This window comes from Burkholderia sp. M6-3, assembly GCF_050858985.1.
GTDB lineage: Bacteria > Pseudomonadota > Gammaproteobacteria > Burkholderiales > Burkholderiaceae > Paraburkholderia > Paraburkholderia caledonica.
The window spans coordinates 839,631-865,835 of record NZ_CP110091.1 but is presented as its reverse complement, the minus strand read 5'-3'; the positions used below and the strand labels follow the sequence as shown (position 1 = coordinate 865,835).

Below are 26,205 nucleotides of genomic sequence, written 5' to 3'. Positions count from 1 at the left end.
CGCATGAGGCGTCGTCAAATCTGTAGAACAACTGGCATCTACGTCTGCCGTCACGGTTCGCATCTCCATCGCTGATTGTGGGCAGTATGCGCGGCGATGTCGAACGTCCGCGGGTGACCGAACAGGGACCAACGACCGGCCGCTATCCGCCTCTGCTTGCATTCAAACCTCCTGGAAAGCACGTCAGCATCGACCGGCCCGATTTGACGGCTGGAATGGCGTCACGTGCAGCGTCGCCGGGAATAACCTAACGTCTATGAGGAGGGCACGCTCGCAACGAGGCAAACAGTTTGTCGTTTTCTGGGCATTCACGGCTTATCTATTGGACATCGCGGCGGTAAACTGTGAATCATGACTTCTGCAGGAGGATGTCATGCGTCTCGTCGACTGGAACATCCAGTGGGGACGCGGCGTAGACGGCCGCGTCGACCTCGCCCGCATTGTGCGCGAGGCAAAGGCGCTGTGCGATTTCGACATCCTGTGCCTTCAGGAAGTCACGCGCGGCTTTCATGAGGGACAGGCGCAGGGCGGATTGGCAGGCGGCCCGTCTGCCGATCAGTTCGCCGAACTCGCCGCGTTGCTGCCGGACGCGACTGTGGTCGATGCGATCGGTTCCGATCTTCCGCCTATCGGGGCAGCACGACAGCGGCGTCAGTTCGGTAATGCAATCGTGAGCCGACTGCCTGTCAAGCAGGTGCTGCGTCATTCGCTCCCGTGGCCAGCCGACCCCGCCAAGCCGTCGATGCTGCGTGTCGCTCTCGAAGCTGTGATCGAGACAGATATTGGCCCGCTGCGCGCCATCAGCACTCATCTTGAGTTCTACTCCGAAGCACAACGGCTGGCGCAAGTGACGAGGCTGCGCGAATTGCATAAGGAAGCGTGCGACCATGCCCGCCGTCCCGCACAAGCGGAAAAGTTGGACAGTCCGTTCGCCGACACGGCACGTCCGATGACTGCCATCGTGTGCGGAGATTTCAACAGCGCGTTCGAAAGTTCTGCTTATTGCAAAATGCTGGAGCCGATCCCTGGCGCGCCCGCCTTCGCCGACGCATGGACCTGCGCGCACCCCGGTGCCCCGCGGGCTGCGACAGTCGGTCTGTATGATCACGAGCAATGGTCCGACGGACCATTCGCATGCGATTTTGTTTTTGTCACCGAGGATTTGAAGCCGCGCATCGTGGATTGTGACGTGGACCAGAATAGCCGCTCGTCCGATCATCAGCCGCTGTGGCTCGAACTGCGCTGATCCACGAACACGGATGTGGGCAAGCCATGGCTACCGCGTGACCAAGGCAACAAGCGCCGAACCCCGCGGCAACCTCTTTGCAAGACGCACGCCGGGCATCTCGTATGTGGCCAGATGACCGCTTTGTCAGAGGCGCGAAAGGGCCAGACGTGTTTGGCAGCCCACGTCTCCCCAGCGGTACTGCGGCTGCTCATCCGGGAACCCGACCGATGATCGGTCTGCCAAGGCGCGTCTGGATGCGGCTTCGCATAGGTACCAGAGACCGGCGTGATCAGGCAGAAACCGGTAAGTTCGCCAATGGTCTTGCGAGCACCGGCCCTTCGGCTGGCCGCCCCATGACTCCAGCGAGCGGCCGGAAACCGGCCCACTGCACCTAGCGGCGCACAACGAACTTCGGCCGGTCACAATTCCTCAGTGCTTGTCGTCACCGTCATGACCGTCGCGGTCAAGACCGTAGCGACGGTTATCGCGGCAATCCCAGCGATGATGGCCCGGTAGCCCGGCAATCTTGCGAATCCGAAAACCATCGGCGACATACAGGGCACCGTCACGCGCGAACGTGAGGCCCCGTGGCTGCATGACCATAGCCTGAATCGCGAGACCTCCGTCACCCGAGTAGCCCGCCGTACCCGTGCCGGCGATAGTCTCAATGGTTCCTGTCTCCCGGTCCACCTGCCGCACGCGGTAATTGGCGCTATCGCTGATGGTTAGGTTTCCTGCGCAATCTGTCGCAATATGCGAGGGATAGTTAAGTAGCGCCTGTGTGGCAGGCTGTCCATCACCATTGTAGCCCGCCTGAAAAGCTACTCCTGTCGTCCCCGGATAGACGCCCGCGACTGTCGTAAATGTTTGACGCTGTCTGTCCAGTTCGCGAACGGTGCTAAGAACAGCGTCGGCAAAGAACATGTCGTTGCGCTGGTTAAACGCCGTCGTGATGTAGTACAGGAAGCCGGCTGCGGCCGCAGGGCCGCTGGCCGGACCCGCTCCATTTATGCCACCGCCCACCACTGTCGCGATAATGCCGGTGCGTCGATCGACGCGGCGAATGCGCTGGTTGCCAGAATCGCCGATCACGAGGTTTCCGTCGCGATCGAAGGCGATGTCCGTCGCGTTGATCAATGCAGCGCTTGCCGGTCCTCCGTCGCCTGAGAACCCACGTTGGCTTCCTCCGACAACCGTGTGAATCGTCAGTGTGTGATGATCGACGCGCCAGATGCGACTGGTCGACCCATAATCGGCGATATACACATCGTCGTCTGGTCCGACCGCGACACCTTGTGGATAGCCGAGGTTTGTCGCTGTTGCTTCCAACCCATCGCCGTTATAGGCCGTTTGACCGGTGCCCGCGAAGGTGGTGATGATCCCCGTGGCGTGGTCGATACGCCGGACCACGTGGTTCACCGGTTCGGCGACAAACAGGTTGCCGTGGTGGTCGACAGACAGACCCTCTGGAGCAATGAGCGCTGACGTAGCCTGCCCGCCGTCGCCAGCGTACCCTTGCACCCCAGTGCCAGCGATCGTGACTATTGTTTGAGATTGCGCCCATGCTGCATAAGGTACGGCGAGCAGCACGATACAGGCAGACTGGATAAGCCTTGCACGAAAGGAGCATTTCATCGCTGACCTCCCTGAGGTGAACAGCTGAAACGATTTTCACGGAAGCATTTGCTTCATGGCGAGGTCCATGCGCTTGCAGCCAAACGTTCGCCATCTACTGGCCAGCTCACTCGCGAGCGTCGCATGGGTAAAAGGACAGCCCGTGAGCGCGCTCCGATGTCGAGCCACACGCGTCCGTTTGCCGGCCGGCGGCGCATTGCGCCCGCGCGGGCCGAGGTAGTTTGGAGAATGTCAGCCCCCATTCCGCGTGAGGCGCGGAATGCCTGACGACGACTGCAGAGCTGACCTGACACGCGTTGGTCATAGTGTCTGAAGAATAGACACCCGCCTCGCCGATGCATGCCGATACCTATGCTTTTTGCGCCTTCGCGAGGCGAAGCATTATTCAGTTTTGATTGAAAAACAATCAACCTCTAGACCAATTATCAAACAGGCCCTGCTGAATGGAGAATGCATTCGGTTCCCAGCGCTCCGTGGCCACCGAGCAACTCAAAACCGATTCTCACCACACCTACGCATCCGGAGAACAATCATGCCCCGCGCTTTCCCATTCGTTTCGCAAGTCGGTGCCGCTTTCGCTGCTTCGGCCATCATGCTGTTTGCCGCCGCATTACCTGCAGCCGCAGCCACGTCGTCCGCGCCTGACCACGATCTCGTAGAGCCGCAAACGTTGATTGTCGATCGCACGCTTCCGAAGAAGCAGCTCGACGCACAGATTCGCGCGGCGCGTACCTACGATACCTTCTGGACCACCGGCGACGAAGCGCAGGCCCGCGCCGCGCTAGCGGAGAACTTCACGGATCGCACCTTGCCGCCGGGCCGTCCGCAAGGTATCGCCGGACCGCTCGCAGCATCAAGGGCGTTCCATGCGGCCGTGCCCGACGTTAAGGCGTCGGTCGAGCAGATGATCGTGGCCGGCGATCGCGTCGTGACGCATCTGCATTTCACCGGCCACTTCACCGGCACATTCAACGGCGCTCAGGGCAAAGGCCAAACAGTCGATTTCATCGCAACGGACATTTACCGCATTCGTGAAGGCAAGATCACGGACAACTGGCATCTCGAAGACAACCTGACATTCCTTCAGCAACTCGGCGTCGTCGTAGAGTAATCACCGGTACGCAACCACGTCACGCGCGCCCGAAGCAACCCGCGAGGCATTCACCTAACGTCAAGGTTGGCGGCCCAGTTGCTGCCCTGCACGGCTTCGCTGCGCCTGCGCTTCCGTGAGCAGGCGATACGACGCGTAGTACTTGTAGATGTTTCGCACGTATGTGGTTGTCTCGATGCCGATCTTCTCTGCCACGACGATCTCGACGTTGTTGAACCAGACGTCCGGGTTGAGGCCGCGGGCCGCGGCCTCCTTGCGCATCTTCGCGATGCTTCCAGGCCCCGCGTTATAGCTCGCGAAGGCGAACAGCGGGCGGTCGACCTCCGAGAAGTGCGCGCCCTGGAAGTAACGTGTCATGAGTCGATCGAGATACTTGGCGCCGGCATGAATGTTCGACTCCGTTACCCGGATGTCCCCGACATTGAGTTCCTTACCCGTGGCCGGCATTAATTGCATGATGCCGACGGCTCCCACGCGGCTCTTGGCCTGCTGGTCGAGCTGAGACTCCTGAAAACCCTGGGCCGCCAGCATGAGCGGATCAAAGTCGTATTGATGGCCGTACTTCGCGAATAAGGCCACCGTCTGATTGAAGCGATTCAGTTCGGCACTCTCAGCATTGTTATGGATCTGCTTGATGCCTTGCATGTACTGTTTGAGGCGAACCTCAGCGACGCTTTGCTTCGTGATGAAATTGTCGTAAAAATCGCTGATCACAGCCTTGAGCTTGGGACTCTGTTTGCGAATAGCCCAACCCACATAGCCTCCATCACGCACTGACATGTTGTCGTGCACCTTCACATGCAGCAGCATCTGCGCCCACATCCGCGCCTTCCAGTCGTCCACGACCAGGATCTGAAGCAGACCGACGTTCAGCATCTCCATCGCATCCTCGTCCTCGAGCGCATCCGGCAGCAGCACTAGCCGCATCGGCGGCTTACCGGCTTTCTGGAAGCGGCCGTTAAGTGCACTCAGACTTTCGTAGTAACTACTGGAGCGACGCACGTCGACGGTCTTTCCGCTCAGATCGTCGAGCTTCGACAATTCCGGCGACTTCGGCCCCGTCAGTACCAGCTCACGCGTTGGCTTCATGGCGCGCGCCGTGACGAAGTCGGCCTGTTTCAGACGCTCGTCGGTGACCGTCAGGTTGCCAACGGCGATATCGCCTATGCCGCTGTTGAGGCTGGGCAGCAGCCGATCGCGCGTCGTCGGAATCATGAACACGGTGATCGGGCGCTTGCCAAGGCGATCGGCGTAGGTCTTGTTGACGTACCGTTCAAAATCGCGCACGAAATCTGCGCTCAATCCGCGTTCACGTCCCCGGTCATTGAAATACAGCGTACGACTAAAAGGTACGAGCACGCGGATCGCGCGGCGTTCGAGCATTGCGTCGAAATCGCCGCGCCGAGGCTTGTTCGTCAGATCCATCCGGCGCGGCGGGCTTGCGCGCACTCCTTTGGAAGGCATGGACGGCGACGACGCAGCCGAAGCCGTGGATGCCGGCCCAGCTGCGGCGCAAACCGTACTCCACGCGCACAGCGCAAGCAGGCCTGCCACCGTCCAGAAACGAGCAGAACGCATGATGAACACCGTTGCGGTTCCGGGCCGCCGCGTCAGCGTTAGCCCATGTTGACCGTCGTCCTGCGGGGCGGTCGATTCGAGCGGGAAGCCGGTTCAGCATTGCGCTCCGGCTCTTTTAAAGCATAGTTGCCTGCGAAAACGGTTCAAGGTTTATCGCGGCTTTGCGAAGCGGTGAATACAGCTGTAGTTTCAAGCTGATGGCAAAACTGGTCTCCGTCGGCTGGCTTCGCGCTGTTCTTCATCGCTCATGATTGGCTTTCATCAGTTCTGCGTCGGCGTCGCCAACTTCAAGGCGATCGACGCGACAGATTCCGTGATTGGAAGGGCCGCCATACTTCGCGCACGGCGCGAGTCCGAAGCCGATGCGTCCTGCGCGGATTCGTGCGTGCTGTATCGCCGATGCACCGCACGGCAAGATCACTTCCCCGCCCTCACGCATAGCGCCATTCAAAACCCTTTTCGACGCGCCGCACGGTCCCCGCCGATGTCTCGGCAAAATGCGCGGCAAACACCGTCGCGCCCATGTCCGCTGCATGCGCGAGCAGACGCTCGCGCGAAGCGCGCGCCTGCTCCTGATCGAGACAGAACATTGAATTCCATTCGGGCCGATGCACTTGCACCGCGCTGTGCATCACGTCGCCGGAAAAGAGCGCTGTCTCGCCACGCGAACGAAGCTCGATGGCCATGTGACCGATGCTATGGCCGAAAGTCGGCAGGAAACGGATGCCGTCGAGAATCTCCGCGCCAGCATCCGGCACGGCACGCGCCTGACCGGACTCGATGACCGGAAGCACACTGTCGTCGTATACCATTCGCCGCGCCGCGCCTTCCGGGGTAGCGAAGAAGTCGCGTTCGCGCTCGCCGAACACGTAGGTCGCGTTCGGAAACACGGGCGCCCAGCGGCCGTCCTGCCAATGCGTATTCCAGCCGACGTGATCGACGTGCAGATGCGTGAGCAGCACGTAGTCGATGTCCTCGCGCCTGAAGCCGGCCGATTCGAAGCGGTCGAGGACGGGATTGTCGAGCTTGTCGAAGAGCGCGCTGAACGGCCGTGACTTGCCATTGCCGATACCCGTATCGACGACCATCTTCACACCGCCGACTTCCACGACCCACAGATGCGTTTTCAATGACACTCGCGCGTTAGTGAAATCCAAGCTTTCGGTGGCGAAGCGTTCCTCGAGCTCGCGACCATCTTCATCGCTCCACGCCGGGAACAACAGGTTCGGCGCGAGCGCGAAGCCGGTTTCATCGACCCGCGTGATGGTCGCGGCGCCGACGTGATGGACTTGTGAGACGGGTTTCATGGCAATCCGTTCTCTTCGGTTCGACTGCAGATTTCAGTGTGTGTCAGTGCGCGTTTCGCTCAGCCGTCGCAGCGCGAACGCGCCGGGTCGCCACTGCATAGAGTAACGCGCTGACGAGCGCCGACACGCCACCGACCAGCGCCAGTGCGCTTCCATGACTCGTTCCCGTGTGCCCCAGCCGTTCGTTCAGATAGCCAACCGAGAGCGGGCCCACGCCACCGCTGATCGCATTCGTCATGAAGACGAGGAGCGCCAGCGAACGGCCGCGCATGCGGTTCGGCACGGCGATTTGCAACGGCACGGGTGCAAGCCCCATTGCGATGCTGGCTGTAAAAGCGCTGACGCCATAGAGCACGATGGCAAGGCTGCTGCTCGCAACGAGCGGCATTGCGATGGCGGCGGGCACGAGCAAGGCAACGGCGCACGCGGAGAAGCCCAGCACTTTGCGCAAGGTGGTGTCGTCGGTCACGCGCGTTGCGAGCATTCCCGCGCATGCCACACCTAGAATTCCGCCGACCATGTACGCAGGTGCGGCCATCTGTCCAACGGCTTTCGGCGCGAGGTGGAAATGGCGCATCAGCAACGTCGGGAACCATGCGGCGTGCGAGTAGAACAGCGTGATCAGCGCGACGTAGGCCGCAAAGTAAGGCAGGCAGAAGCGATTACGCACGAACAGTTCGGCAAGCACGTCGCGTAGCGACGGCATCTCATTCTGCACATGCGCGCCACGCATGCTGGTTTCGAGCCGCACCGGTTCGCGAACCGTGAACGCGACGAGCGCGGCCAGCAGTATGCCGGGCAAGCCCACGGCAACAAACACCGCTTGCCACGGCGCAAAGCCGTGTACGCTGAGCCATGCGCTGCCGTCGTCCGCAGCTGCCGCCGACAACAGCATACCGCCGCCGAACAGCGCGGCGCCACCGCCTACGTATGGCCCGAGCATGAACACGCTACTCGCGCGCGCAACGCGGCGCGGAGCAAATATGTCGCTGAAGATCGACAGCGCCGCGGGACTCAAGGCGGCCTCGGCAACCGCCGTCCCGGCGCGGGCGAGCAGCAGTTCCGTGAAGTTGGTCGCGAAGCCGCACGCCATTGTCGAAATCGCCCAGATCGCGATGCACGCGGCGATCAGTTTCACGCGGTTGCCGCGATCGACGAGCCTCGCGACGAACACACCTGCCGTTGCGTAGCACATCGTGAATGAAAATCCTTGCAGCAGGCCGATCTGCGTATCGGTAAGCGCGAGCGACTGCTTGATCGGCTGTACGAGAATGCTGACGACCTGGCGGTCCAGATACGAAAATGCGAAACAGACGAAAAACAGCAGCACGACATACACGGGATGGCGCACGCTATCGAAAGATCCGGTGCGTGCAACGACATCGGCGGGCTGGGGTGAAACAGGGTGAACGTTCATGCGCGGTCTCCGGCGTAGGTAGTCTTAGCTCAATCGGCGTTGGCTCGTGCAGCGAGTAGCGCGATGCAGTCGCCGGGCTCCACGCGTGCAAAGGTCCGCATGCAGATGACCATGCCGTCGCTGCCAAACGTGATATCGGCCGGCGCCTGCCACGGGCGGTGCGGGTCGTACAGGCGCCCCGCCAGCTGACCTCTGCGCACCTGATCGCCGAGTCTGAACGCGGGTTCGAATACACCCGCAAGCGGCGCGTACACGTACGCACGCGCGCCTTCTACGCGCAGAAAGCGCGTCTTGCCGGCCGGTTCCGGCTGCGTGTCGGAGACCACGCCGAGCCGGACCAACACGCGCTGCAAGCCGCTTTCGACAATCGCCAGATTCGCCGCGTCGCAGCCCGCATGTCCGCCGAACTCGCCGCACAGAAAGAGCTTGCCGTGCCGTTCGGCTGCGGCCGCGAACGTGCGGTCTTCGCCGAGCAGGTCCATGATCATCGTGTTCGGCGCGCCGAACTCGCGCACGAGGTCCATATACAACGCGTGCCGCTCGCCTTCGGCAGGCGGCGACGCGAGCAGCGTGGGCGCATGCTCGAACGACGCGCCCCCGGCATGCAGGTCGATCACGACATCGGCGCGCGGCAGGAGTTCGCTTTCAACGTAGTGCGCGATCATTTCCGTCGGCGGGCCATTTCGGGCGCCGGGAAACAGGCGGTTCAGGTTGCCCCGGTCGATCGGCGATGTTCGCGTGCCGTTGATGAAGGCTGGAAAGTTCAGACCCGGTATCACGATCAGGCGACCGCGTATGGTCATCGACGGCATGCGCTGCATCAGCTTCATCAGCGCGACGGGTCCTTCGTATTCGTCGCCGTGATTGCCGCCCGTCAGAAGAACGGTCGGGCCCGTGCCGGCACCCGCGTTCAGCACGGCGAGCGGGATCGGCACGTGGCCGTATGCCGAGCGGTCATGCGAATACGGCAGACGGAGCGTGCCGGTCTGGAAGCCGGAGCGTTCGAAGTCGATATCTGTAGTGATCAGCGAAGCGGAAGTGGACATGGCTCGAACAGTAAAGAGCTTGGGGTGCCTTTACTATCGGCGACGAAAAAACGTCCGGCCAATGCCGTTTTCTGCGCTGGGCGATGCCTTGCAGGCATCGCTTGCCCGCCGCTATGTCAGCAGGCCCAAAAAACGTTTCAGCGTGGGATTCGCTTCGTGCGCCGCCTCCTGTGCGACAAAGCAGAATTCGAGCGGCAAGGAAATCTCCAGGTCGGGCAAGTCGACGAAACGCACGCGCGCGGGCGGCCGGTCGCGATTCGCGGCATTGACGATGGCCGCGCCCATCCCCGCCGAAACCAGCGAAAGTATCGCGGTTTCCGTCGACGCCTCCTGCCTGATATCGAGCGTGAGCCCGCGTTCGGCGCAGGCGGACAGCAGGCGATCATAGTAAGCGGGATAGACGCGGCGCGGGAACGCGATGAACGGCCTGCCGGAGAGTTCATGTGCGCTGACCGCGCCCGCGCTGCCATGCGGCCACGCTTGCGGCACGGCAAGCACCACGCTTTGGTCGAGCACATGCAGGCTCGCGATGCCTTCCGGCAACGCGCCGAAGCGATAGCAGAAGCCGCCGTCGAGCCGTCCCGCGGCGAGCGCGTCGAGCTGCTCGGGCGTGTTCATCGGCGTCAGTTCGAGGGCGACATTCGGTGCCGCCTGTTCGAAAGCGCTCAACGCGCTCGAAACGGGGCCGCTCCACACGGCGTTTTCAACGAAACCGATGCGCAGGTGACCCTGCACGCCGGATGCGATGCGCCGCGCCAGCCGGTTCGCGGCATCGACACGCGCAAGGATCTCGCGTGCTTCCAGCAGATACGCCTCGCCGGCGGGCGTCAGCTTCAGCCCGCGCGGCGTGCGCTCGAATAGCGCGGCGCCGATGGCGTCTTCGAGATCCTGTATCTGGCGGGAAATCGCCGGTTGCGTGACGTGCAGCTGCTCGGACGCCGCCCGCACGCTGCGCAACTCAGCAACAGCAATGAAATAGCGAAGATGCCGAAGTTCCATGCTCATTCCAGCAGTTCAGATTGTCAGCAATGATCGCAGAATTGCGCCGCAACCACCCTGCTCGGCCAGGCAGAGCCGGCACAGCGCCGATTGATAACCAATGAACATCAATCGTTAAAAAGATTGCACTTATCGTTTTGACTGGCGAGAGTCAATATTCCCGAATCCACAAAGAGCGGAACCACAGCATCTTTCGGGATTTCAGGAGACAACGATGCACCCCTCGCCCTCTACTCTTACGTCGGGCCGTTCAAAGGCCGCGGCGGTTTTCCGCGTAACGGCCGGAAACTTTCTCGAGCAGTTCGACTTCTTCCTGTTTGGCTTCTATGCCACCCAGATCGCCAAGGTCTTCTTCCCGGCTGACAGCGAATTCGCCTCATTGATGATGACGTTCGCGGTCTTCGGCGCCGGTTTCCTGATGCGACCGCTGGGCGCGATCGTGCTGGGCGCATACATCGACGACGTCGGTCGCCGCAAAGGTCTTATCGTCACGCTCTCCATCATGGCGAGCGGCACCATCCTGATCGCGTTCGTGCCGGGCTACGCAACGCTTGGCCTCGTGGCGCCGGCGCTCGTCTTGATCGGAAGGCTGCTGCAGGGTTTCTCGGCGGGCGCGGAACTGGGCGGCGTCTCGGTGTATCTCGCCGAGATGGCCACGCCGGGCCGCAAGGGCTTCTTCACGAGCTGGCAGTCCGCGAGCCAGCAGGTCGCGATCGTCGTGGCCGCGGCCCTCGGCTTCGCGCTCAACCAGTCGATGAGCGCCGCTACCATTGCGTCCTGGGGATGGCGCGTTCCGTTCTTCGTCGGCTGCATGATCGTGCCCTTCATCTTCATGCTGCGTCGTAATCTGCAGGAAACCGAGGAGTTCAAGGCGCGCCAGCATCGTCCGAGCATGAAGGAAGTGTTCCGCACGCTGGTCCAGAACTGGACCGTGGTGATTGCAGGCATGATGCTGGTGGCGATGACCACCGCGAGCTTCTATCTGATCACCGTCTACGCGCCGACTTTCGGCAAGACCGTTCTGCACTTGAGCACCGCCGACAGTCTGCTTGTGACGCTGTGTGTCGCCGTGTCGAATTTCGTGTGGCTGCCGATCGGCGGGGCTCTCTCCGACAAGCTCGGCCGCCGGCCGCTCCTCGTCGCGATGACGGTGCTCGCCATCGCGACCGCGTACCCGGCGCTGTCACTCCTCGCGCACGCGCCGAGCTTCCTCAACATGCTGCTCGCGCTTCTTTGGCTCTCGTTCATGTACGGCATCTATAACGGCGCGATGGTCGTCGCACTGACAGAAGTGATGCCGGCACAAGTACGCGTCGCAGGCTTCTCGCTCGCCTATAGCCTCGCGACGGCGGTGTTCGGCGGTTTCACGCCGGCGATCTCCACGGCGCTCATTCACATGACGGGCGACAAGGCCGCACCCGGCTACTGGATGAGCTTCGCCGCTGCATGCGCGCTGATGGCCACGTTCGCACTGTATCGCCGCCGCGCAACGACGCTGACTCCGGCGCACTGATCCGCTTCCGCGCTCCGCATCCAGAAACACCCACATTCCGACAACACTACGATCATGAGAAACCTGATTCGAAAACTGTGCGCCGCAGCACTGGTTGCAACCTCGGCCGCCGCGGCGAACGTGCAAGCCGCCGATCTGCACGTCATGAGTTCCGGCGGCTTTACTGCGGCGTACAAGGTGCTCGGCCCGAAATTCTCGGCGGAGACGGGCAACACGCTCGACACCGCGCTCGGTCCGTCGATGGGCAAATCGCCTGAAGCGATTCCCAACCGGCTGGAGCGTGGTGAGCCGGCGGACGCCGTCATCATGGTCGGATATGCGCTTGACGATCTGATCCAGAAAGGCAAGGTCGTCCCCGGATCGCGCGTCGAGCTGGCCGATTCGCGCATCGGCATGGTCGTGCGCGAAGGCGCGACGAAGCCCGATATCAGTTCCGTAGACGGGCTCCGGCAGACGCTGCTGCATGCGAAGTCGATCGCCTACTCGGACAGCGCCAGCGGTGTCTATATCGAGCGGGAGTTGTTCAAGAAGCTTGGCATCGAGGATCAGGTCAAAGCGAAGGCGAAGATGATCCCGCGCATTCCAGTGGCCTCGGTCGTGGCGAACGGCGACTACGAAATCGGCTTCCAGCAGGTGAGCGAGTTGCTGCCTGTCAAGGGCGCGACCTTCGTCGGCAAGATCCCCGAATCGCTGCAGTCAGTCACGCGTTTCGCGGCCGGCATTCCGGTCAGTGCGCAGCACCCGAAAGAAGCAAAAGCGCTGCTCGACTATCTCGCTTCGCCCGGCGTCCAGCCAGAAGTGAAGTCGACCGGGCTGGATACCGTTTCCGCTCATTGACGCAAACCTGAAGGAAGGCTTGCTCGCTGCGGCCTTCCTGTCACATTCCTGGGGTTCGTCTCGCCGAGTCTTCCGCACCGTCCGCGTCGCCTGCAGTTTCCGCTGCGGGCCCGAGCATCTGAGCGAGACGCGGACGGTCGCACGCCCCTTCCCACATCGAAACGAAGATCACAGCGCAAGCGTTGCTGATCACGCTCGTCAGGGCACGCGCCTCGGACATGAAGCGGTCGATGCCCACCAATAGCGCCACACCAGCTACGGGCAGATCCGGGATCACCGTCAGCGTCGCCACGAGCGCGACGAGTCCGCTACCCGACACGCCGGCCGCCCCCTTTGACGTGAGCAGCATAACCGCGAGCATCATTGCGATCTGAGGCGCGGAAAGCGGCACGTCGCACGCCTGCGCAATGAACATTGAAGCCAGCGTCAGATAGATCGCGGTGCCGTCGAGATTGAACGAATATCCGGCGGGCAGCACGAGCCCCACGACTCCCTTGTCGCAACCCAGCGCCTCGAGCTTGACGATCAGGCGCGGCAGTACCGGCTCCGTGGAAGATGTCGCGAGAACAATCAGCAACTCCTCCCGCATATAACGCAACAGCCGCCAAAGCGCGAAACCGTGCAGCCGCGCGAGTGAAGCGAGCACCAGCGCAATGAACAGCAGGCATGCCACGTAGAAGCACACCATCAACATGCCGAGAGAGCCGACCGAGCGGATGCCGAAGCGGCCCACCGTGAACGCCATCGCACCGAATGCGCCGAGCGGGGCAAGTCGCATGATCATCGCGAGAATCCGGAACAGGACGTGCGCGGCGCCGTCGATTAGCGCGAGCACCGGCCGGGCCGCCTTCGGGCAGGAGTTCAGCGAAAAGCCGAAGAGTAGCGAGAGCAGCAGTACTGGCAGTACGTCACCCTTCTCGAAGGCGCCGAGCATCGTCTCCGGAATGACGCTCAGCGCGAATGCGACCAGGCCGCCCGGCTGTGCGTGCTTCACATATTGCGCGAGGATGCTCGTGTCCAGACCGTGCGCGTCGATGTGCATACCCGCGCCCGGTCGCAGAACGATGGCGGTGACGAGCCCGAAAGCTAGCGCCACGACGGTGAGCAAGTAAAAGAGCGCCAGCGCCTTCAAGATCGTGCGCCCGATAGCCTTACCGCTTGCAAGCGACGTGATGCCGGAGACGATCGTACAGAAGACGATAGGCGCAATCATCATCCTCACAAGGCCGACGAACGCATCACTGAAAGGCTTGAGCAGCGCGCCCGCTTGCGGCAGGAAATGACCGACTGCCACGCCGAGCACCATGCCCAGCAGCACCTGTACATAAAGCGAACGAAGCGGTCTCGCCGACCTCACGATGCGGTCTTCCGGGCTGGCCGTTCTTTCGCAGACGTGTTGACGTCAGAGCCATCGCTGCCTTCGACCCCGCCCTGCCTCATCTCGACAATCGTTCTGTGAAATTCCTGCGCGGCCGGAGTAAGCGGACGCCCCCGGCGCCTCACGATCCCCACGCGCCGCTTCACCACCGGTTCAACGAGCGGCACACTCGTGAGGATCGGATGATCGCGGCCGGGCATGGCCATCGACGGTACGGCGGCGACACCGAGCCCCGCTTCAACGAGGCCGAGCATGGTCGTGACATGACGGGTCTCGCAAACGCTCGGCGCGCGCGGCGCCACTGCCGAGAGTGCCTGATCGAGCAGCAGGCGGTTCCCGGAAGTCTTGTCCACTGACACGTACTCATGCTCGTAAAGCTCGTTCCAGGTGACGCGCTTCTTGCGCGCGAGCGGATGATCGCGACGGCAAGCGGCAACGAAGCGCTCCTGCAGCAGCACCTTGAACTCGACCTCGGACTCCTGGCTACCCATGAAACTCACGCCAAAATCGGCCTCACCGCTGATCACAGCGCCGAGCACCTCATTCGCGCTCGAATCCAGCAGTTTTACCCTGATGCGCGGAAAGCGGCGATGGTAGCTTGCGACGACGTTGGGCAGAAAGTAGTACGCCACCGACGGCACGCAGGCAATGGTCACATGACCCAGCCGGCTAGAAGAGACATCGCGGATGCCGAGCAACGCGACGTCGAGATCGTCGAGCAGTTGTTCGGCGCTTGGAGCGAACACGCGGCCGACGGTGGTGAGCGTGACGCTGCGCGTGGTGCGCTCGAAGAGACGCACGCCGAGCGCTTCCTCGAGCTTCTCAATGCGACGGCTCAGGGCCGGCTGGGAGATGCTGACAGCCTCGGCGGCCTTGCGGAAGCTCCCCAGTTCCACCACCGCGCGAAACGCCTGCAAGTCGTTCAAATCGAAATTGACGCCCACGAGTCACTCTCCACATCCTAGATGTGCTCATTTTGCATGACGCGGCTGGATTTTTTGGCATAGCCACCAGTTCGCTACACAAAAGCCTTGCTTCCCTCTCCCCCGCAGCTAAACGCCGAACTGCAGGACTGGCACTGTCGGAAGCGGGCACGCTGTTTATCGAATCGACCGCTGTCTAATCTGATCGTCGAATCGCTAGCCTTCAACTGGCGCACGTCGGGCGACAGACGACGCGAGTCTTACTGTCCGTGAGCGTGAGTGGCTCGTCTCCATACGCCTTCCAGCATCGCCGGTACCCATTGCTCGGCCGGGCAGCGACTCCATGTGTCGGCAAGGAAAACCATCGATTCGTCACCACTCGCCTGCCGGGCCTTCTCCAGCTCCAGCAACAGCAGCGTACCCGCGGCGTAGGGACAGCCACCCACCGTTCCACTCGATGTCGCTTGACGAAGGACCACGTTCGGGGCAAAAAGGCAGCGTTGGCTGGCCATCTCGGGCGTGAGTGTCTGCCGCATGGAGGTGTCGAGATAAAGATCGCGCATTCGATCCAGGCCTCTTACGATATTGTGTATTGCTACACTGACCGCGTGGACGCCTGCAAGGTCTCCACCGACCATCGAAGCGAGTAACGCCTTGGCGCGCGTCACCTTGCCCGTGACTTTCCAGGCCAGATTACGCAGCGCATTACCCGGCGCTAACGACGCAGCGATAATTTGCGCAGCGGCCCAGGTGGCCTCGCCAGCTTCGAAGGTGGGACTGAATAAGCGGCCGATGACCTGCTGCACGAGCGGCCCGACCGCGATGTTGGGGTTCGAGTCGCGAATCCATACCGCCAATGGTTCCAGGTCGGCGGGGGCCGCGCGGATATCCGGTGCGGTTGCGTTGAGCTTCTGCCACAACGCGTCTTGTTGAACCTCGCGTCGGATCGCTTGTCTCGCGCTCATCGTTGGGAATCGATGTCCATTGTAGGACAGCACCCCAAGTATGCGGCGGACCAACAGGCTGTTGAGCAATGGCTTACCAGAGCCAAAGGCACGGTCAACCGTGCCATCACGTGCGATTTGAAGAATGCCAGCAGGCTGGTCTACCTTGATGACATCGACAAGACCCGGAATGTGTTTATGTTCCACGACTGTGTACCTCGAGGGAGTCATTCGTTCCGCGCGCGTGGGGCAGCAGGCCTGGCCACTTTGCCATCACTGCCGCTCGTGCCGCGGGATCAGGGCTGACGCCCGCGATGGCCTTCTCGCGTCGTCAGATATGAGCCCCGATCATGCCGTCAAAAGCGGCTAATATCTATCGGCTACCCGACAGATTGGCACCCTATGAATTCCGATGTACAACGCTACCGGCCACAACTTGCAACAACACCGTGGTTCAAGGATCTACCGACCGAGCTTCAGGACTATCTTGTCGATCGCTCAGACCTGCTCCGATTGAAGAAGGGGCAACAGCTCTATCGGCGCGGAGAACAGTCGTTCGGCCTGTACGCGATTCTCGATGGTGCATTGTCGATCGGCACCGTCGGTGCGGATGGAAAAGAAGCGTTGCTCGCCGTACTTGGGCCGACCGCCTGGATCGGAGAAGTCTCAATGTTCGACAGGCTGCCTCGCCCACACGATGCCTCAGCATTAAGTAAGACTCTCGTGCTTCACGTACCCGGTCCCGCGTTGGAAAGCCTGCTCAGATCTCACCCTGGTTACTGGCGGAATTTTGGCTTGTTGATGGCGCAAAAAATCCGGATCTCCTTTGAGAACAACGAAGCAATGATACTGTTGCCCGCCGCTCAGCGCCTGGCAAGTCGCTTATTGCTGATCGCTGGTGGCTACGGCGGGATTAATGCTGAACGGAGTAGGATAAAGCTCTCGCAAGATACCTTGGCTTCAATGGTTTCGCTTACTCGACAGACGACGAACCAGCTACTGAAGAACCTTGAGAGTCAAGGTATCGTCGATCTGAAATTCGGGGAAATTGTTATTCTTGATTTTGAACGCCTGCACGCTGCCAGTGCCGAAGATCCCGGTCCTCGAGGCGCAAATCGGACTGCCTAGACCGGCGTTTCCAGTGACGCCGACGCACACAGCGGCTCGGCGCCTGGTCTTTCGATCGAACGCCGACCGCACGCACACGCCGTTGTAAATCGCCTCAACGCCCCAGGAATTCCAGCACCATCTGATTGAACTTCCCGGCATGCTCCCACTGCGCCCAATGGCCGCATCGACCGAAAACATGCAGATCGGCATTCGGCATTCCCCACACAAGACGCAGTCCGATATCCATTGGCACGAAGCGGTCGTCGCGCCCCCAGATGACGAGCGCCGGCGCGGTGATCTCGCCGAGACGTGGGCCGACGTCCGGGAACTGCTTCGGATTGGCCGCGAGGCTATTGACGAAATTCTCAAGGTGATCGCGCCGCGCAAGCATGTTTTCCAGCCGCGCTTGCATCAGCTCATCGGTCAGCGTGCTGGTGTCGAACACGAAGACGTTCAACATGCTTTTCAGGTTGCCGAGCGTCGGCTCACGGTAGAGCGCCTGAAGCAGCTTGATGCCTTCCGTCGGCATCGGCACGAACTGGCTAGGGCCGCCCGTGCCGCCGCCCATCAGGACCAGCTTGCCCACATGTTCCGGGTAGGCCAGGGCAAACGCGACCGCGCTGTGACCGCCCATCGAATTGCCGACTATGTGGACGCGTTCAATGTCAAGCGCATCCATCAGTCCTTTCAGGACGCGTGCATTCAGTTCTGAACGCGAACCGCGGCACACGATGGAATCGGACTTTCCCCACCCGGGGCAGTCCAGCAGAATCACGCGATAACCGGCGTCGACGAATGCGTCGACATTGCGGTTGAAGTTCGCCCAACCGCTCGCGCCGGGACCAGACCCGTGCAACATCACGACCGTCTCGTCGCCTTGGCCGGCATCGTTGTAATGCACGCGCAGTTCGCCCTCGCCTTCCTTGATGCTCACGAATTTGCTGGTCGCCGTTTCGCTTTGAACCTTCGTTGCTGTCATTTCAAGTCACCTCGTTTCAGAGTCGGTATCGGAACGGGCGAAAGCCCGCTGCATTGGATGATTCGAGTGCGCGCGACCTACTGCGCCACCGCCATGTATGAGGCCCGCGGAAACCTGGCTACCACGAACAGCGCCGCGATGGCAGCCACCGCGATCATCGGGATGCTTGCGGTAACCAGCACCGACGCGCTTCGCCCGATCGCGAGCAACTGGCCGGCAATCAATGGCCCGAGGATCGAGCCCATGCGCCCCACCGCGACGGCGGCGCCGACACCCGTGCCCCGAACCTGCGTCGGATAGATGTTGCTGGCGAGCGCATACAGCACAGACTGTCCGCCGACGAGGAACAGACCCGCCAGCAGACCGCCGAACGCCATCCCCATACTCGAGCCAGCACTCGCGAGCACGGTGAGCGCCACTGCGATCCCGATGTACATGCCCGTGACGGTAGGCCGCCGGCCGATCCGGTCCATCAGCCCCGCGATGACGATGGCACCGATGCCGCCGCCGATGTTGAACATCATCTGCACGACGCTCGATTGCACGCGCGTGAGGCCCCGGCTCAGCACCATCGACGGCAGCCAGTTGATCAAGAAGTACAGCACGATCAGCGTCCCGAGAAAGCTGATCCACAGCGCGAGCGTCGTAGCGGCGCGGCCTTCTTTCCAGAGTGCCTGAGCGACACCGGGTGCCGGATCATGATGCGCAGATTCGGTCGACCTGGCCGCGATGAAGTGAGCGGATTCCTTCAGGAAGAACGCGAGCAGCGGCAGGATCAGCAACGGTCCAACCCCGCCGACATAGAAGATGTGCCGCCAGCCTTCATCGCCCGGGCTGACGATCCCGATCACGGCTGCGATTGCCGCCCCGAACGGCATGCCGCAGTACATCGCGCCGACTGCCGAACTGCGCTGATGCGGCGACGCGGCTTCGGAACAGAGCGCGATCAGGTTCGGCATCGCGGCGCCGAGTCCGAGGCCCGTCAGGAAGCGCGCGGCGAGCAGGCTCTCGAAGTTCCAGACCTGAGTCGTCGCAATCGAGCAAATGCCGAACAGCGCCACCGCGAGCATCAGCACACGCTTGCGGCCGAGCCGGTCCGCGAGGCGCCCGCCAACTGCCGCGCCTGGCAGCAGGCCGAGGGCGCCGACGCTGAACGCCCATCCCATCTGCGCGACCGAGAGGTGAAATTCGCGCGCCATGCGTGGCGCGGCGACCCCTGTGGATTGCAGATCGAGTCCTTCGAGCAATGCGACGATGAGGCACAAACCGACGGTAATGGCGCCGCTCGCGCGAGCGGGTCTTGAGGTTTTCATATGATGTCTCCAATGTAGGTTCAGCATCGCTCTTGGCGGCGATAGCGCTGCGGTCTATGACTGCATCCGTTCAAACGAGAAGTTGCGCTAGTTGGGCGTGTTGAGCCCGCGCTTGAGATCCAGGGCGACGTCGACGATCATGTCTTCCTGGCCGCCCACCATGCGGCGCCTTCCCAGTTCGACGAGGATGTCCACGGTCTTGAGGCCGTACTTCCTCGCCGCGATTTCCGAGTGGCGCAGGAAGCTCGAATAGACACCGGCATAACCCAGCGCGAGCGTCTCGCGATCCACGCGGACGGCGCGGTCCTGCAGCGGTCGTACGAGGTCGTCGGCGGCGTCGAGCAGCGTGTAGAGGTCGGTGCCGTGATGCCAGCCGAGCCGTTCTGCCGCCGCTATGAACACTTCGAGCGGCGCATTGCCGGCTCCCGCGCCCATCCCTGCAAGGCTTGCATCGATGCGGTCGCATCCTTCCTCCACTGCGACGATCGAATTTGCCACGCCGAGGCTGAGGTTGTGATGCGCATGCATGCCCGTCTGCGTGGCAGGTTCCAGCACGGCCTTGAACGCCTTGAAGCGCGCGCGAATGTCGCTCATGTTCATCGCGCCGCCCGAGTCCACCACGTAGATGCAGGTCGCGCCGTAGCTCTCCATCTTCTTCGCTTCGACGGCCAGCTTTTCCGGCGTGGTCATGTGACTCATCATCAGGAAGCCCACAGTGTCCATGCCAAGTTCGCGCGCGTACTCGATATGCTGCTTCGAAATATCGGCTTCCGTGCAATGCGTTGCCACGCGCACGACGCGCGCGCCCGCGTTGTAGGCGGCCTTGAGATCGTGAATCGTGCCGATGCCGGGCAAGAGCAGCGTCGCAATCTTCGCGTGGCTCACGACATCGGCGGCCGCTTCGATCCATGCCGGATCGCTGTGCGCCCCGAAGCCGTAGTTGAAGCTGGAGCCCTGCAAGCCGTCGCCGTGTGCGACTTCAATGCTGTCGACCTTCGCGCGGTCCAGCGCGCGGGCGATGTCCTGCACGTTCTCTAGCGAATACTGATGGCGGATCGCATGCATGCCGTCGCGCAGCGTGACGTCCGAGATATAGAGTTTCTTGCTCATTTCGATGGTCCTTTATGCGTTCGCGAGCGATTTGGCCATGCGTTCCGCCGTCGCAAGCGCGGCCGAGGTCATGATGTCCAGGTTGCCGGCATAGGCCGGCAGATAGTGCGCGGCGCCTTCCACTTCGACAAACACGGAAGTCTTCAATCCGCTGACGCGGCCGAGCCCGGGAATGCTGAGCGGCTCGGCGGCGGGAATCTCGTCGAACTGAACCTTTTGCTTGAGACGGTAGCCCGGCACGTAGGCCTGCACGGCGGCGGCCATGGCTTCGATCGATGCTTCGATCTTTGCCTGGTCGGCAAGCTCGGAGAGCACGTAGACCGTATCGCGCATCATCAACGGAGGCTCAGCCGGGTTCAGCACGATGATCGCCTTGCCCTTGTGGGCGCCGCCCACCGCTTCGATCGCCTTCGACGTGGTTTCCGTGAACTCGTCGATGTTCGCGCGAGTGCCGGGTCCGGCCGACTTGCTGCTGATCGACGCGACGATCTCCGCGTAATGAACCTTCGCCACGCGCGACACAGCCGCCACCATCGGAATGGTCGCTTGCCCGCCGCAGGTCACCATGTTGACGTTGCTGCTGTCGATGTGCGCGTCCAGATTCACGACGGGCACGCAATACGGGCCGATCGCCGCTGGCGTCAGGTCGATCAGGCGAATGCCTGGCTTGAGCGCGCGCAGAAACGCGTCGTTCTTGACGTGCGCGCCAGCAGAGGTCGCATCGAACACGAAGTCGATGTCGTCGAACTCGGGCAGACGTGCGAGTCCCTGAACGCCCTCGTGCGTCGTCGCGACTCCGAGGCGCGCAGCGCGCGCGAGACCATCGGACGCCGCGTCGATGCCGACCATGGCGGCCACTTCCAGATGCTTGCCGTGTCGCATGATCTTGATCATCAGATCCGTGCCGATGTTGCCGGAGCCGATGATAGCGGCCTTGAGTTTGTCGGTTGCCATGTGAGTTCCTTAGTCGGTGAAAGTGGCGCAGACGCTGCCGAGTCCGTCGATTTGCGCGGTGAACGTGCCGGGGCGCGTGACGGTTACCATCGGTCCGAGCGCGCCCGTCAGCACGACGTCGCCGGCGCGAAGCGGCGTGCCGAGTTGCACCATGCGATTAGCAAGCCACACGGCTGCGTTGAGCGGATTGCCGAGACATGCCGAGCCATTGCCGCGCGACAGCACCTCTTCGTCCTGCGAAAGCGTCATTGCGCAGGCTCTCAAATCGATTGCGGAGAGCGGCACCGGACGGCTTCCGAGCACGAACATCGCACTCGACGCGTTGTCGGCGACGGTGTCCACGAAGCGGATGTCCCAGTTCCGGATACGGCTGTCGACGACCTCGATCGCAGCAAGCGCGTAGGCGGTCGCGCCGATCAGGTCGGCGAACGTGTGCTCGTCCTGCACGAGGTCGCGCTGAAGTACTAGCGCGATCTCCGCTTCGACCTTCGGCTGGATGAGACGCGATAGCCGCATCGGCGAGTTGTCGCCGTAGGCCATCGATGCGAACAGCGTGCCGAAGTCGGGTTGATCGACACCGAGTTGCTGCTGCACGGCAGGCGACGTGAGACCGATCTTGCGGCCGACCACGCGCTCGCCGGCAGCGCATCGCGCGTCGACGTTCGCGCGCTGCACGGCGTACGCAAGTGCGGCATCGTCGGTGGAAATCTCGCCGCGCACCGGCGCGATGGGCTGCCTTGTGTGTTCGGCATCGCGCAGGCGTTCAGCCAATGCACGTTCGATTGCTTCATTGGACATGAACATCTCCTTGTGTGTCAGGCTGCGCATGCATCGCGCCGAAGCCCGCAATCCATTCGGGAATAGGACGGTAGTAATCAAGCGATGCGCGGTACGGGCCGTACGCGGCGAGCGCGCCGAACGCCGCGATCCATGTGCGGATTTCATGTGCGGACTTGCCGGCGTCCCGCGTGATCGCGGCATTGGTCATGCCGTCGGCGGCGGTGACTTCGCCCGCTGCGAGCCGATTGAGAAACGCGCGATCCCAATCGGGATTCAAGGGATGCAAATGGCTGTCGCCCCTCGTGAACGACTTCGCCGCGGCTACCGTGGCTGCTTGCCGAGCCGCGCGCGCTTCAGCCGACGGACTGCGTCCGTCGATCAATCGTTCGGCGACCTCTGCGCTTGCGCCTGCGATGTCCGGCACGGGCGGTTCGTGGGAGATGCCGCCCGAGCCGATCACGAGCACACGCTTGTCTGTACGCGAGAGAATGCGGCCGATCCCGTCGCCGAGCAGGCGCGAACGGCGGCACGATGCCATCGGCGACGCCACCGAATTGATGAAGACAGGGACAACCGGGTAACGATCGAGGCGGCCAGTCAACACTTCCAACGCCTGCGCGCATCCGTGATCGACCTGCATCCGGTACGACACCGACACATCGACTTCACTCGCCAGCACGTGCTCTGCCATCGCCAGCGCGATGTCCTGCGGCACGTCGAGCGGGCCGGCGAGACTATTGAAATCGCCGATCGCCGTCGCGGCGACGCCGATGCAGAACTGCGGCATCACGTCGTAGAAGAATCCGTTGTAGTGATCAGGCGCGAAGGCCACGACCAGCTCCGGATCGAATGCTTCGACGCGCGCGCGCGCTTTGCGCTGCACACGTTCTACCTCGGCGACGATCTCCGGCGCGGGGTCGAAGTAACCGTGAAGCGGCGTGTGGGACAGGCATTCGAGAAGGATCGGCATGTCAGGCTCCTGTTTCGACTGCGACGGTCGCGGCACAGCCAGCTTCATCGTCTGTGTACTGAACGGCGGGCGTAGCGAGCGATCGCAAATCAAGCTTGCCAGCCAGGTCCGCGATACTGCGCGACACCTGCTGCGGCATGCATATGCCTGCGACAAAGCGGTCCGGGCGCAGCAGCACGACCGACTCTGGGGCGCGCGTGAACCATTCCTTCAGACGACCGCTCACGTCGCCGATGGCGATCACGTCTGCCGGCACGTCGTCGCGATAGTCCAACTGCGTGTCGGGCTTGGCGATCACGAAGCAGCCGCCCATTCGCGCCCACGTCTCGCGTGCCTCCCGTGTCAGTCCGAACGTCGGCTCCGTACCCCATCCGATGATGGCGAAGCGATTGCCGATCGCATCGTCGAGGCGCATCACTGCGCCGTCCTCCGTGCGAACGGGGGGCTGGATGAACATGCGGCCCACGGGCGACTGGCTTTGCGGATCGCGTCCGTGCACAAGACGCCCGATCAGCGACTCGCGCTTCTCGCTCATCAGGCCAAGCATGCGACCAGTTGCCGAATGGCCAGAGCGCTCCAGCAATCGAGCGAGAAAGCCGTCACGGCGCTCGCGCTCAGGCAGCAGCACCACCCCCGATTCATAGCGCGGCATGGGTTTGAAACGCATTTCCACGAAGTAGCGCTTGAGCGACGGCAGCACGGCGAGCGAACGCACGAAAGCATCGCGGAACGTCGTGCCGAGGCGGCTCGTCGGCGCGAAGATGTCGCCCGCGACTTCCGACAGATGGATCATCGAGCGCGCATGGGCGCGGCGCTCCGTCGTGTAGGTGTCGAGCAGACTGTCGCCCGCGAGACCTTTGACCACCATGGCGAGCTTCCAGCCAAGATTGTTCGCGTCGCGGATGCCGCTGTTGTAGCCCTGTCCTTGCCACACAGGCATGATGTGCGCGGCGTCGCCCGCGAGCAGCACGCGCTTCATGCGGAACGTGCTCGCAAGGCGCGCATTGTGCGTGTACACGCGCTTTCTGATGTAGTCGACCTGATCGGGGTCGGCGACGACCTTACCGATCAGTGCCGCCATGTTCTCCGGTGTCGAGAGTTCTTCTTCCGTCTCGCCCGGCATCACCATGAACTCGAAGCGCCGGATGCCGTGCGGCAAAGCCGCCGACACATATGGCCGCGCCGGATCACAATGCATGTAGACATGAGGTGAGCCAATCGGGTCGTTGCGTACATCGACGACAATCCATTGATTCGCCTTGGTGCGTCCTTCGAACGGCACGTCGAGCGTGCGCCGAACGAAGCTGTTGCCGCCGTCCGCGCCGATCATATAGGCCGCGCGGATCGATTTGCTCACGCCGCTTTCATCGTGCGCGTAGATCGTTACGGCGGTGTCGTCCTGTGTGAAGCCATCGACCGTGTGTCCGAACAGCACCTGTACGTGCGGGAACCGTTGCAATCCCTGAAACAGAATGCGATCGGCCAGTGGTTGAATGAAGGCGTTGCGGCGCGACCAGCCGAATTCATCGGTGCGCGGCTCGATCGAAGCAAAACAGCGACCAGTGCGCGTGACGAAGCGCATCCAGTGTTCCGGCGTCGTATGCGGCAGCAGGTCGTCGGCCAGCCCGACGGACTGGAACACGCGCAAGGCTTCGTCGTCGAGGCCGATGGCGCGCGGATAATCGATGATCTGATCGAGCTTTTCGAGCAGCACGACACGCACGCCCTGTAGTCCCAGATAATTGGCGATCATCAGGCCAACCGGTCCGGCGCCGATAATGGCGATGTCGGTTGACACAATCTCGGGGCGGCCGCTAGCGGCCACCGTGTCGACGGCGGGTTCCATGTCTGTCTCCTTGATCGCGCCCGGATGAGGTCCGTGGTCGCGTCCGATACTGGTTCGTTCAGTCAGATTCAGGAGAGGCACACGTGACGTCGGTCACCCGGTGCGTCTCCTTTTGAATAGTTGGTTTTGATGCAAGTCTAGGGAGCGTCACCCGCACCCTCAACAAAATCTGAGAAATGTGCATACAATGCACATAGTTGATTTCAAACGGATTTTTCTGTGGCGACGTACACGAACGTTCGAGGTCTGGCGCGCGGACTGCAGGTTCTGCGTGCGCTCAATGCGATGGAAAGTGGACGCGCCACGAGCCAGCAGATCAGCGACGCAATCGGCTTGCACCGCACCACCGTGCGGCGCTTGCTCGAGACGCTGGTCGAAGAAGGGTTCGTGCGGCGCAGCGCGTCGGACGACAGCTTTCGCCTGACGCTCAATGTCCGTTCATTGAGCGAAGGCTTCACCGACGACGAACGCATCGCGACGGTCGCCCCGCCCATCATGGGTCGGATGCTGCAGCGCGTAGCGTGGCCATCCGATCTGACGACGCCCGACGGCGACGCGATGATCATCCGCGAGACGACGCACCGGTTCAGCCAACTATCGTTTCATCGGTCGATGGTAGGCCGGCGCTTGCCGATTCTTTTGACGGCGGCGGGCCGCGCCTATTTCGCGATGTGTCCCGACAGCGAGCGTGAGGATATTCTCGACTTGCTGCGCTCGGGTGCGGGCGGGGATGAACAAAAGGCGCTGGCATCCAGCGATGCACTAGTTCGCAACCTCATTCGACGCGTGCGCGCCGATGGTTTCGGGTCGAATCACGGTGATTGGGCGGCTCAGAGCAGGATCGGCGCCGTTGCGGTCGCGATCGTATCGCGCGAGCGCGTCCTCGCGAGTTTGAACGTCGTTTTTCTGTCACGCGCGGTGACACTTGTGGAAGCGACGCGTCGTTATGTACCGGAACTGCAATTGGCCGCAGGTGAAATGGTCGCGGCGTTGGAAGCCCAGGACGATGCAAACCCGCGTGGGAAGGCGTAGCGAAAGTGGTTGCGTCTCCTGGCCACTTTGGGAAGTACTCCAGTCATCGGTAGTAGGTCGTTGAACGTTCGCGAGTGGCCGTGTTCCGCCTGATGGCGACCGCCGACGCCTGACCGCCATCGGACCGTCGGCGAAGACGTCAAACCGACGCTTAAGTCACCTCCCATTCACCAGGAAGCGGACATTCGCGGTGCC

The 26,205-nt window shown here is 62.2% G+C and carries 22 protein-coding genes; 6 read left to right on the top strand and 16 right to left on the bottom strand.

All coding sequences use genetic code 11. The features are described 5' to 3' along the window. The first annotated feature begins 373 nt into the window (after nucleotides 1-373). A complete protein-coding gene (locus OH764_RS21205) occupies nucleotides 374-1,246 on the top strand; it encodes an endonuclease/exonuclease/phosphatase family protein (protein ID WP_498850662.1) in 873 nt (290 codons plus the stop codon). Between the two features lie 411 nt (nucleotides 1,247-1,657). Here OH764_RS21205 and OH764_RS21200 read toward each other — a convergent pair whose 3' ends face one another. Then, the gene (locus OH764_RS21200; RefSeq protein WP_498850661.1) at nucleotides 1,658-2,863 is read right to left on the bottom strand and encodes an NHL repeat-containing protein; all 1,206 of its coding nucleotides are present in this window, start codon (nucleotides 2,861-2,863) and stop codon (nucleotides 1,658-1,660) included. 532 nt (nucleotides 2,864-3,395) lie between these two features. Here OH764_RS21200 and OH764_RS21195 point away from each other — a divergent pair. Further along, nucleotides 3,396-3,974 (top strand): ester cyclase, encoded by a 579-nt coding sequence (locus OH764_RS21195; protein ID WP_498850660.1) that lies wholly within the window; start codon nucleotides 3,396-3,398, stop codon nucleotides 3,972-3,974. 60 nt (nucleotides 3,975-4,034) lie between these two features. On the opposite strand, the gene OH764_RS21190 is transcribed toward OH764_RS21195, so the two are convergent. The 5 genes from OH764_RS21190 to OH764_RS21170 all read right to left on the bottom strand — a co-directional run bounded on the left by OH764_RS21190 (nucleotide 4,035) and on the right by OH764_RS21170 (nucleotide 10,321). After that, the gene (locus OH764_RS21190) at nucleotides 4,035-5,552 is read right to left on the bottom strand and encodes an MltF family protein (RefSeq protein WP_498850659.1); all 1,518 of its coding nucleotides are present in this window, start codon (nucleotides 5,550-5,552) and stop codon (nucleotides 4,035-4,037) included. Nucleotides 5,553-5,983: 431 nt separating this feature from the next. Beyond that, nucleotides 5,984-6,859, bottom strand: a complete 876-nt coding sequence (locus OH764_RS21185) for an MBL fold metallo-hydrolase (protein ID WP_498850658.1) — start codon at nucleotides 6,857-6,859, stop codon at nucleotides 5,984-5,986. A 43-nt stretch (nucleotides 6,860-6,902) separates the two neighbouring features. After that, the gene (locus OH764_RS21180) at nucleotides 6,903-8,276 is read right to left on the bottom strand and encodes an MFS transporter (RefSeq protein ID WP_498850657.1); all 1,374 of its coding nucleotides are present in this window, start codon (nucleotides 8,274-8,276) and stop codon (nucleotides 6,903-6,905) included. Between the two features lie 29 nt (nucleotides 8,277-8,305). Further along, on the bottom strand, nucleotides 8,306-9,322 hold the full coding sequence (locus tag OH764_RS21175) for a succinylglutamate desuccinylase/aspartoacylase family protein (RefSeq protein WP_498850656.1): 1,017 nt from the start codon (nucleotides 9,320-9,322) through the stop codon (nucleotides 8,306-8,308). A 111-nt stretch (nucleotides 9,323-9,433) separates the two neighbouring features. Further along, nucleotides 9,434-10,321, bottom strand: coding sequence for a LysR family transcriptional regulator (locus tag OH764_RS21170; RefSeq protein ID WP_498850655.1), 888 nt, complete (start codon nucleotides 10,319-10,321; stop codon nucleotides 9,434-9,436). A 214-nt stretch (nucleotides 10,322-10,535) separates the two neighbouring features. Between OH764_RS21170 and OH764_RS21165 the strand changes: the two genes are divergently transcribed. Then, the gene (locus OH764_RS21165) at nucleotides 10,536-11,834 is read left to right on the top strand and encodes an MFS transporter (protein ID WP_498850654.1); all 1,299 of its coding nucleotides are present in this window, start codon (nucleotides 10,536-10,538) and stop codon (nucleotides 11,832-11,834) included. Nucleotides 11,835-11,888: 54 nt separating this feature from the next. Beyond that, nucleotides 11,889-12,671 (top strand): substrate-binding domain-containing protein, encoded by a 783-nt coding sequence (locus OH764_RS21160; protein ID WP_498850653.1) that lies wholly within the window; start codon nucleotides 11,889-11,891, stop codon nucleotides 12,669-12,671. A gap of 40 nt (nucleotides 12,672-12,711) precedes the next feature. Here OH764_RS21160 and dctA read toward each other — a convergent pair whose 3' ends face one another. The 3 genes from dctA to OH764_RS21145 form a co-directional block, all read right to left on the bottom strand. Next, nucleotides 12,712-14,028, bottom strand: coding sequence for a cation:dicarboxylase symporter family transporter (gene dctA, locus OH764_RS21155; protein WP_498850652.1), 1,317 nt, complete (start codon nucleotides 14,026-14,028; stop codon nucleotides 12,712-12,714). Then, nucleotides 14,025-14,993: a LysR family transcriptional regulator gene (locus tag OH764_RS21150; protein ID WP_027777719.1), complete on the bottom strand. Its 969-nt coding sequence runs from the start codon at nucleotides 14,991-14,993 to the stop codon at nucleotides 14,025-14,027. Before OH764_RS21150 ends, dctA begins: the two co-directional genes overlap by 4 nt. Before the next feature lie 239 nt (nucleotides 14,994-15,232). After that, nucleotides 15,233-16,123 (bottom strand): hypothetical protein, encoded by an 891-nt coding sequence (locus OH764_RS21145; RefSeq protein WP_498850651.1) that lies wholly within the window; start codon nucleotides 16,121-16,123, stop codon nucleotides 15,233-15,235. 195 nt (nucleotides 16,124-16,318) lie between these two features. Between OH764_RS21145 and OH764_RS21140 the strand changes: the two genes are divergently transcribed. Continuing rightward, nucleotides 16,319-17,044, top strand: a complete 726-nt coding sequence (locus OH764_RS21140; protein WP_498850650.1) for a Crp/Fnr family transcriptional regulator — start codon at nucleotides 16,319-16,321, stop codon at nucleotides 17,042-17,044. A gap of 94 nt (nucleotides 17,045-17,138) precedes the next feature. Here OH764_RS21140 and OH764_RS21135 read toward each other — a convergent pair whose 3' ends face one another. From OH764_RS21135 to OH764_RS21105, 7 genes are all read right to left on the bottom strand, one after another. Further along, nucleotides 17,139-18,005, bottom strand: a complete 867-nt coding sequence (locus OH764_RS21135; protein WP_498850649.1) for an alpha/beta fold hydrolase — start codon at nucleotides 18,003-18,005, stop codon at nucleotides 17,139-17,141. A gap of 77 nt (nucleotides 18,006-18,082) precedes the next feature. Beyond that, nucleotides 18,083-19,318 (bottom strand): MFS transporter, encoded by a 1,236-nt coding sequence (mhpT, locus tag OH764_RS21130; RefSeq protein ID WP_498850648.1) that lies wholly within the window; start codon nucleotides 19,316-19,318, stop codon nucleotides 18,083-18,085. An 87-nt stretch (nucleotides 19,319-19,405) separates the two neighbouring features. Next, nucleotides 19,406-20,428 carry a 4-hydroxy-2-oxovalerate aldolase gene (gene dmpG, locus OH764_RS21125; protein ID WP_498850647.1) on the bottom strand — a complete coding sequence of 341 codons (1,023 nt, stop codon included), beginning with the start codon at nucleotides 20,426-20,428 and terminating at the stop codon, nucleotides 19,406-19,408. Between the two features lie 12 nt (nucleotides 20,429-20,440). Beyond that, nucleotides 20,441-21,382 (bottom strand): acetylating acetaldehyde dehydrogenase, encoded by a 942-nt coding sequence (locus OH764_RS21120; protein ID WP_498850646.1) that lies wholly within the window; start codon nucleotides 21,380-21,382, stop codon nucleotides 20,441-20,443. A 9-nt stretch (nucleotides 21,383-21,391) separates the two neighbouring features. Next, a complete protein-coding gene (gene mhpD / locus OH764_RS21115) occupies nucleotides 21,392-22,180 on the bottom strand; it encodes an FAA hydrolase family protein (protein ID WP_498850645.1) in 789 nt (262 codons plus the stop codon). Then, on the bottom strand, nucleotides 22,170-23,132 hold the full coding sequence (locus OH764_RS21110; RefSeq protein ID WP_498850644.1) for a 3-carboxyethylcatechol 2,3-dioxygenase: 963 nt from the start codon (nucleotides 23,130-23,132) through the stop codon (nucleotides 22,170-22,172). The genes mhpD and OH764_RS21110 overlap by 11 nt, the downstream gene beginning before the upstream one ends. 1 nt (nucleotide 23,133) lies before the next feature. Further along, on the bottom strand, nucleotides 23,134-24,978 hold the full coding sequence (locus OH764_RS21105) for a bifunctional 3-(3-hydroxy-phenyl)propionate/3-hydroxycinnamic acid hydroxylase MhpA (RefSeq protein ID WP_498850643.1): 1,845 nt from the start codon (nucleotides 24,976-24,978) through the stop codon (nucleotides 23,134-23,136). 219 nt (nucleotides 24,979-25,197) lie between these two features. Between OH764_RS21105 and OH764_RS21100 the strand changes: the two genes are divergently transcribed. Beyond that, nucleotides 25,198-26,010, top strand: coding sequence for a DNA-binding transcriptional activator MhpR (locus OH764_RS21100; protein WP_498850642.1), 813 nt, complete (start codon nucleotides 25,198-25,200; stop codon nucleotides 26,008-26,010). The last annotated feature ends 195 nt before the right edge of the window (nucleotides 26,011-26,205 follow it).

Bases quoted from the DNA above. Each gene is read 5' to 3' on its own strand.
- OH764_RS21205 (WP_498850662.1), top strand. From the start codon at position 374: ATGCGTCTCGTCGACTGGAACATCCAGTGGGGACGCGGCGTAGACGGC.
- OH764_RS21200 (WP_498850661.1), bottom strand. From the start codon at position 2,863: ATGAAATGCTCCTTTCGTGCAAGGCTTATCCAGTCTGCCTGTATCGTG.
- OH764_RS21195 (WP_498850660.1), top strand. From the start codon at position 3,396: ATGCCCCGCGCTTTCCCATTCGTTTCGCAAGTCGGTGCCGCTTTCGCT.
- OH764_RS21190 (WP_498850659.1), bottom strand. From the start codon at position 5,552: ATGCGTTCTGCTCGTTTCTGGACGGTGGCAGGCCTGCTTGCGCTGTGC.
- OH764_RS21185 (WP_498850658.1), bottom strand. From the start codon at position 6,859: ATGAAACCCGTCTCACAAGTCCATCACGTCGGCGCCGCGACCATCACG.
- OH764_RS21180 (WP_498850657.1), bottom strand. From the start codon at position 8,276: ATGAACGTTCACCCTGTTTCACCCCAGCCCGCCGATGTCGTTGCACGC.
- OH764_RS21175 (WP_498850656.1), bottom strand. From the start codon at position 9,322: ATGTCCACTTCCGCTTCGCTGATCACTACAGATATCGACTTCGAACGC.
- OH764_RS21170 (WP_498850655.1), bottom strand. From the start codon at position 10,321: ATGGAACTTCGGCATCTTCGCTATTTCATTGCTGTTGCTGAGTTGCGC.
- OH764_RS21165 (WP_498850654.1), top strand. From the start codon at position 10,536: ATGCACCCCTCGCCCTCTACTCTTACGTCGGGCCGTTCAAAGGCCGCG.
- OH764_RS21160 (WP_498850653.1), top strand. From the start codon at position 11,889: ATGAGAAACCTGATTCGAAAACTGTGCGCCGCAGCACTGGTTGCAACC.
- OH764_RS21140 (WP_498850650.1), top strand. From the start codon at position 16,319: ATGAATTCCGATGTACAACGCTACCGGCCACAACTTGCAACAACACCG.
- OH764_RS21135 (WP_498850649.1), bottom strand. From the start codon at position 18,005: ATGACAGCAACGAAGGTTCAAAGCGAAACGGCGACCAGCAAATTCGTG.
- mhpT (WP_498850648.1), bottom strand. From the start codon at position 19,318: ATGAAAACCTCAAGACCCGCTCGCGCGAGCGGCGCCATTACCGTCGGT.
- dmpG (WP_498850647.1), bottom strand. From the start codon at position 20,428: ATGAGCAAGAAACTCTATATCTCGGACGTCACGCTGCGCGACGGCATG.
- OH764_RS21120 (WP_498850646.1), bottom strand. From the start codon at position 21,382: ATGGCAACCGACAAACTCAAGGCCGCTATCATCGGCTCCGGCAACATC.
- mhpD (WP_498850645.1), bottom strand. From the start codon at position 22,180: ATGTCCAATGAAGCAATCGAACGTGCATTGGCTGAACGCCTGCGCGAT.
- OH764_RS21110 (WP_498850644.1), bottom strand. From the start codon at position 23,132: ATGCCGATCCTTCTCGAATGCCTGTCCCACACGCCGCTTCACGGTTAC.
- OH764_RS21105 (WP_498850643.1), bottom strand. From the start codon at position 24,978: ATGGAACCCGCCGTCGACACGGTGGCCGCTAGCGGCCGCCCCGAGATT.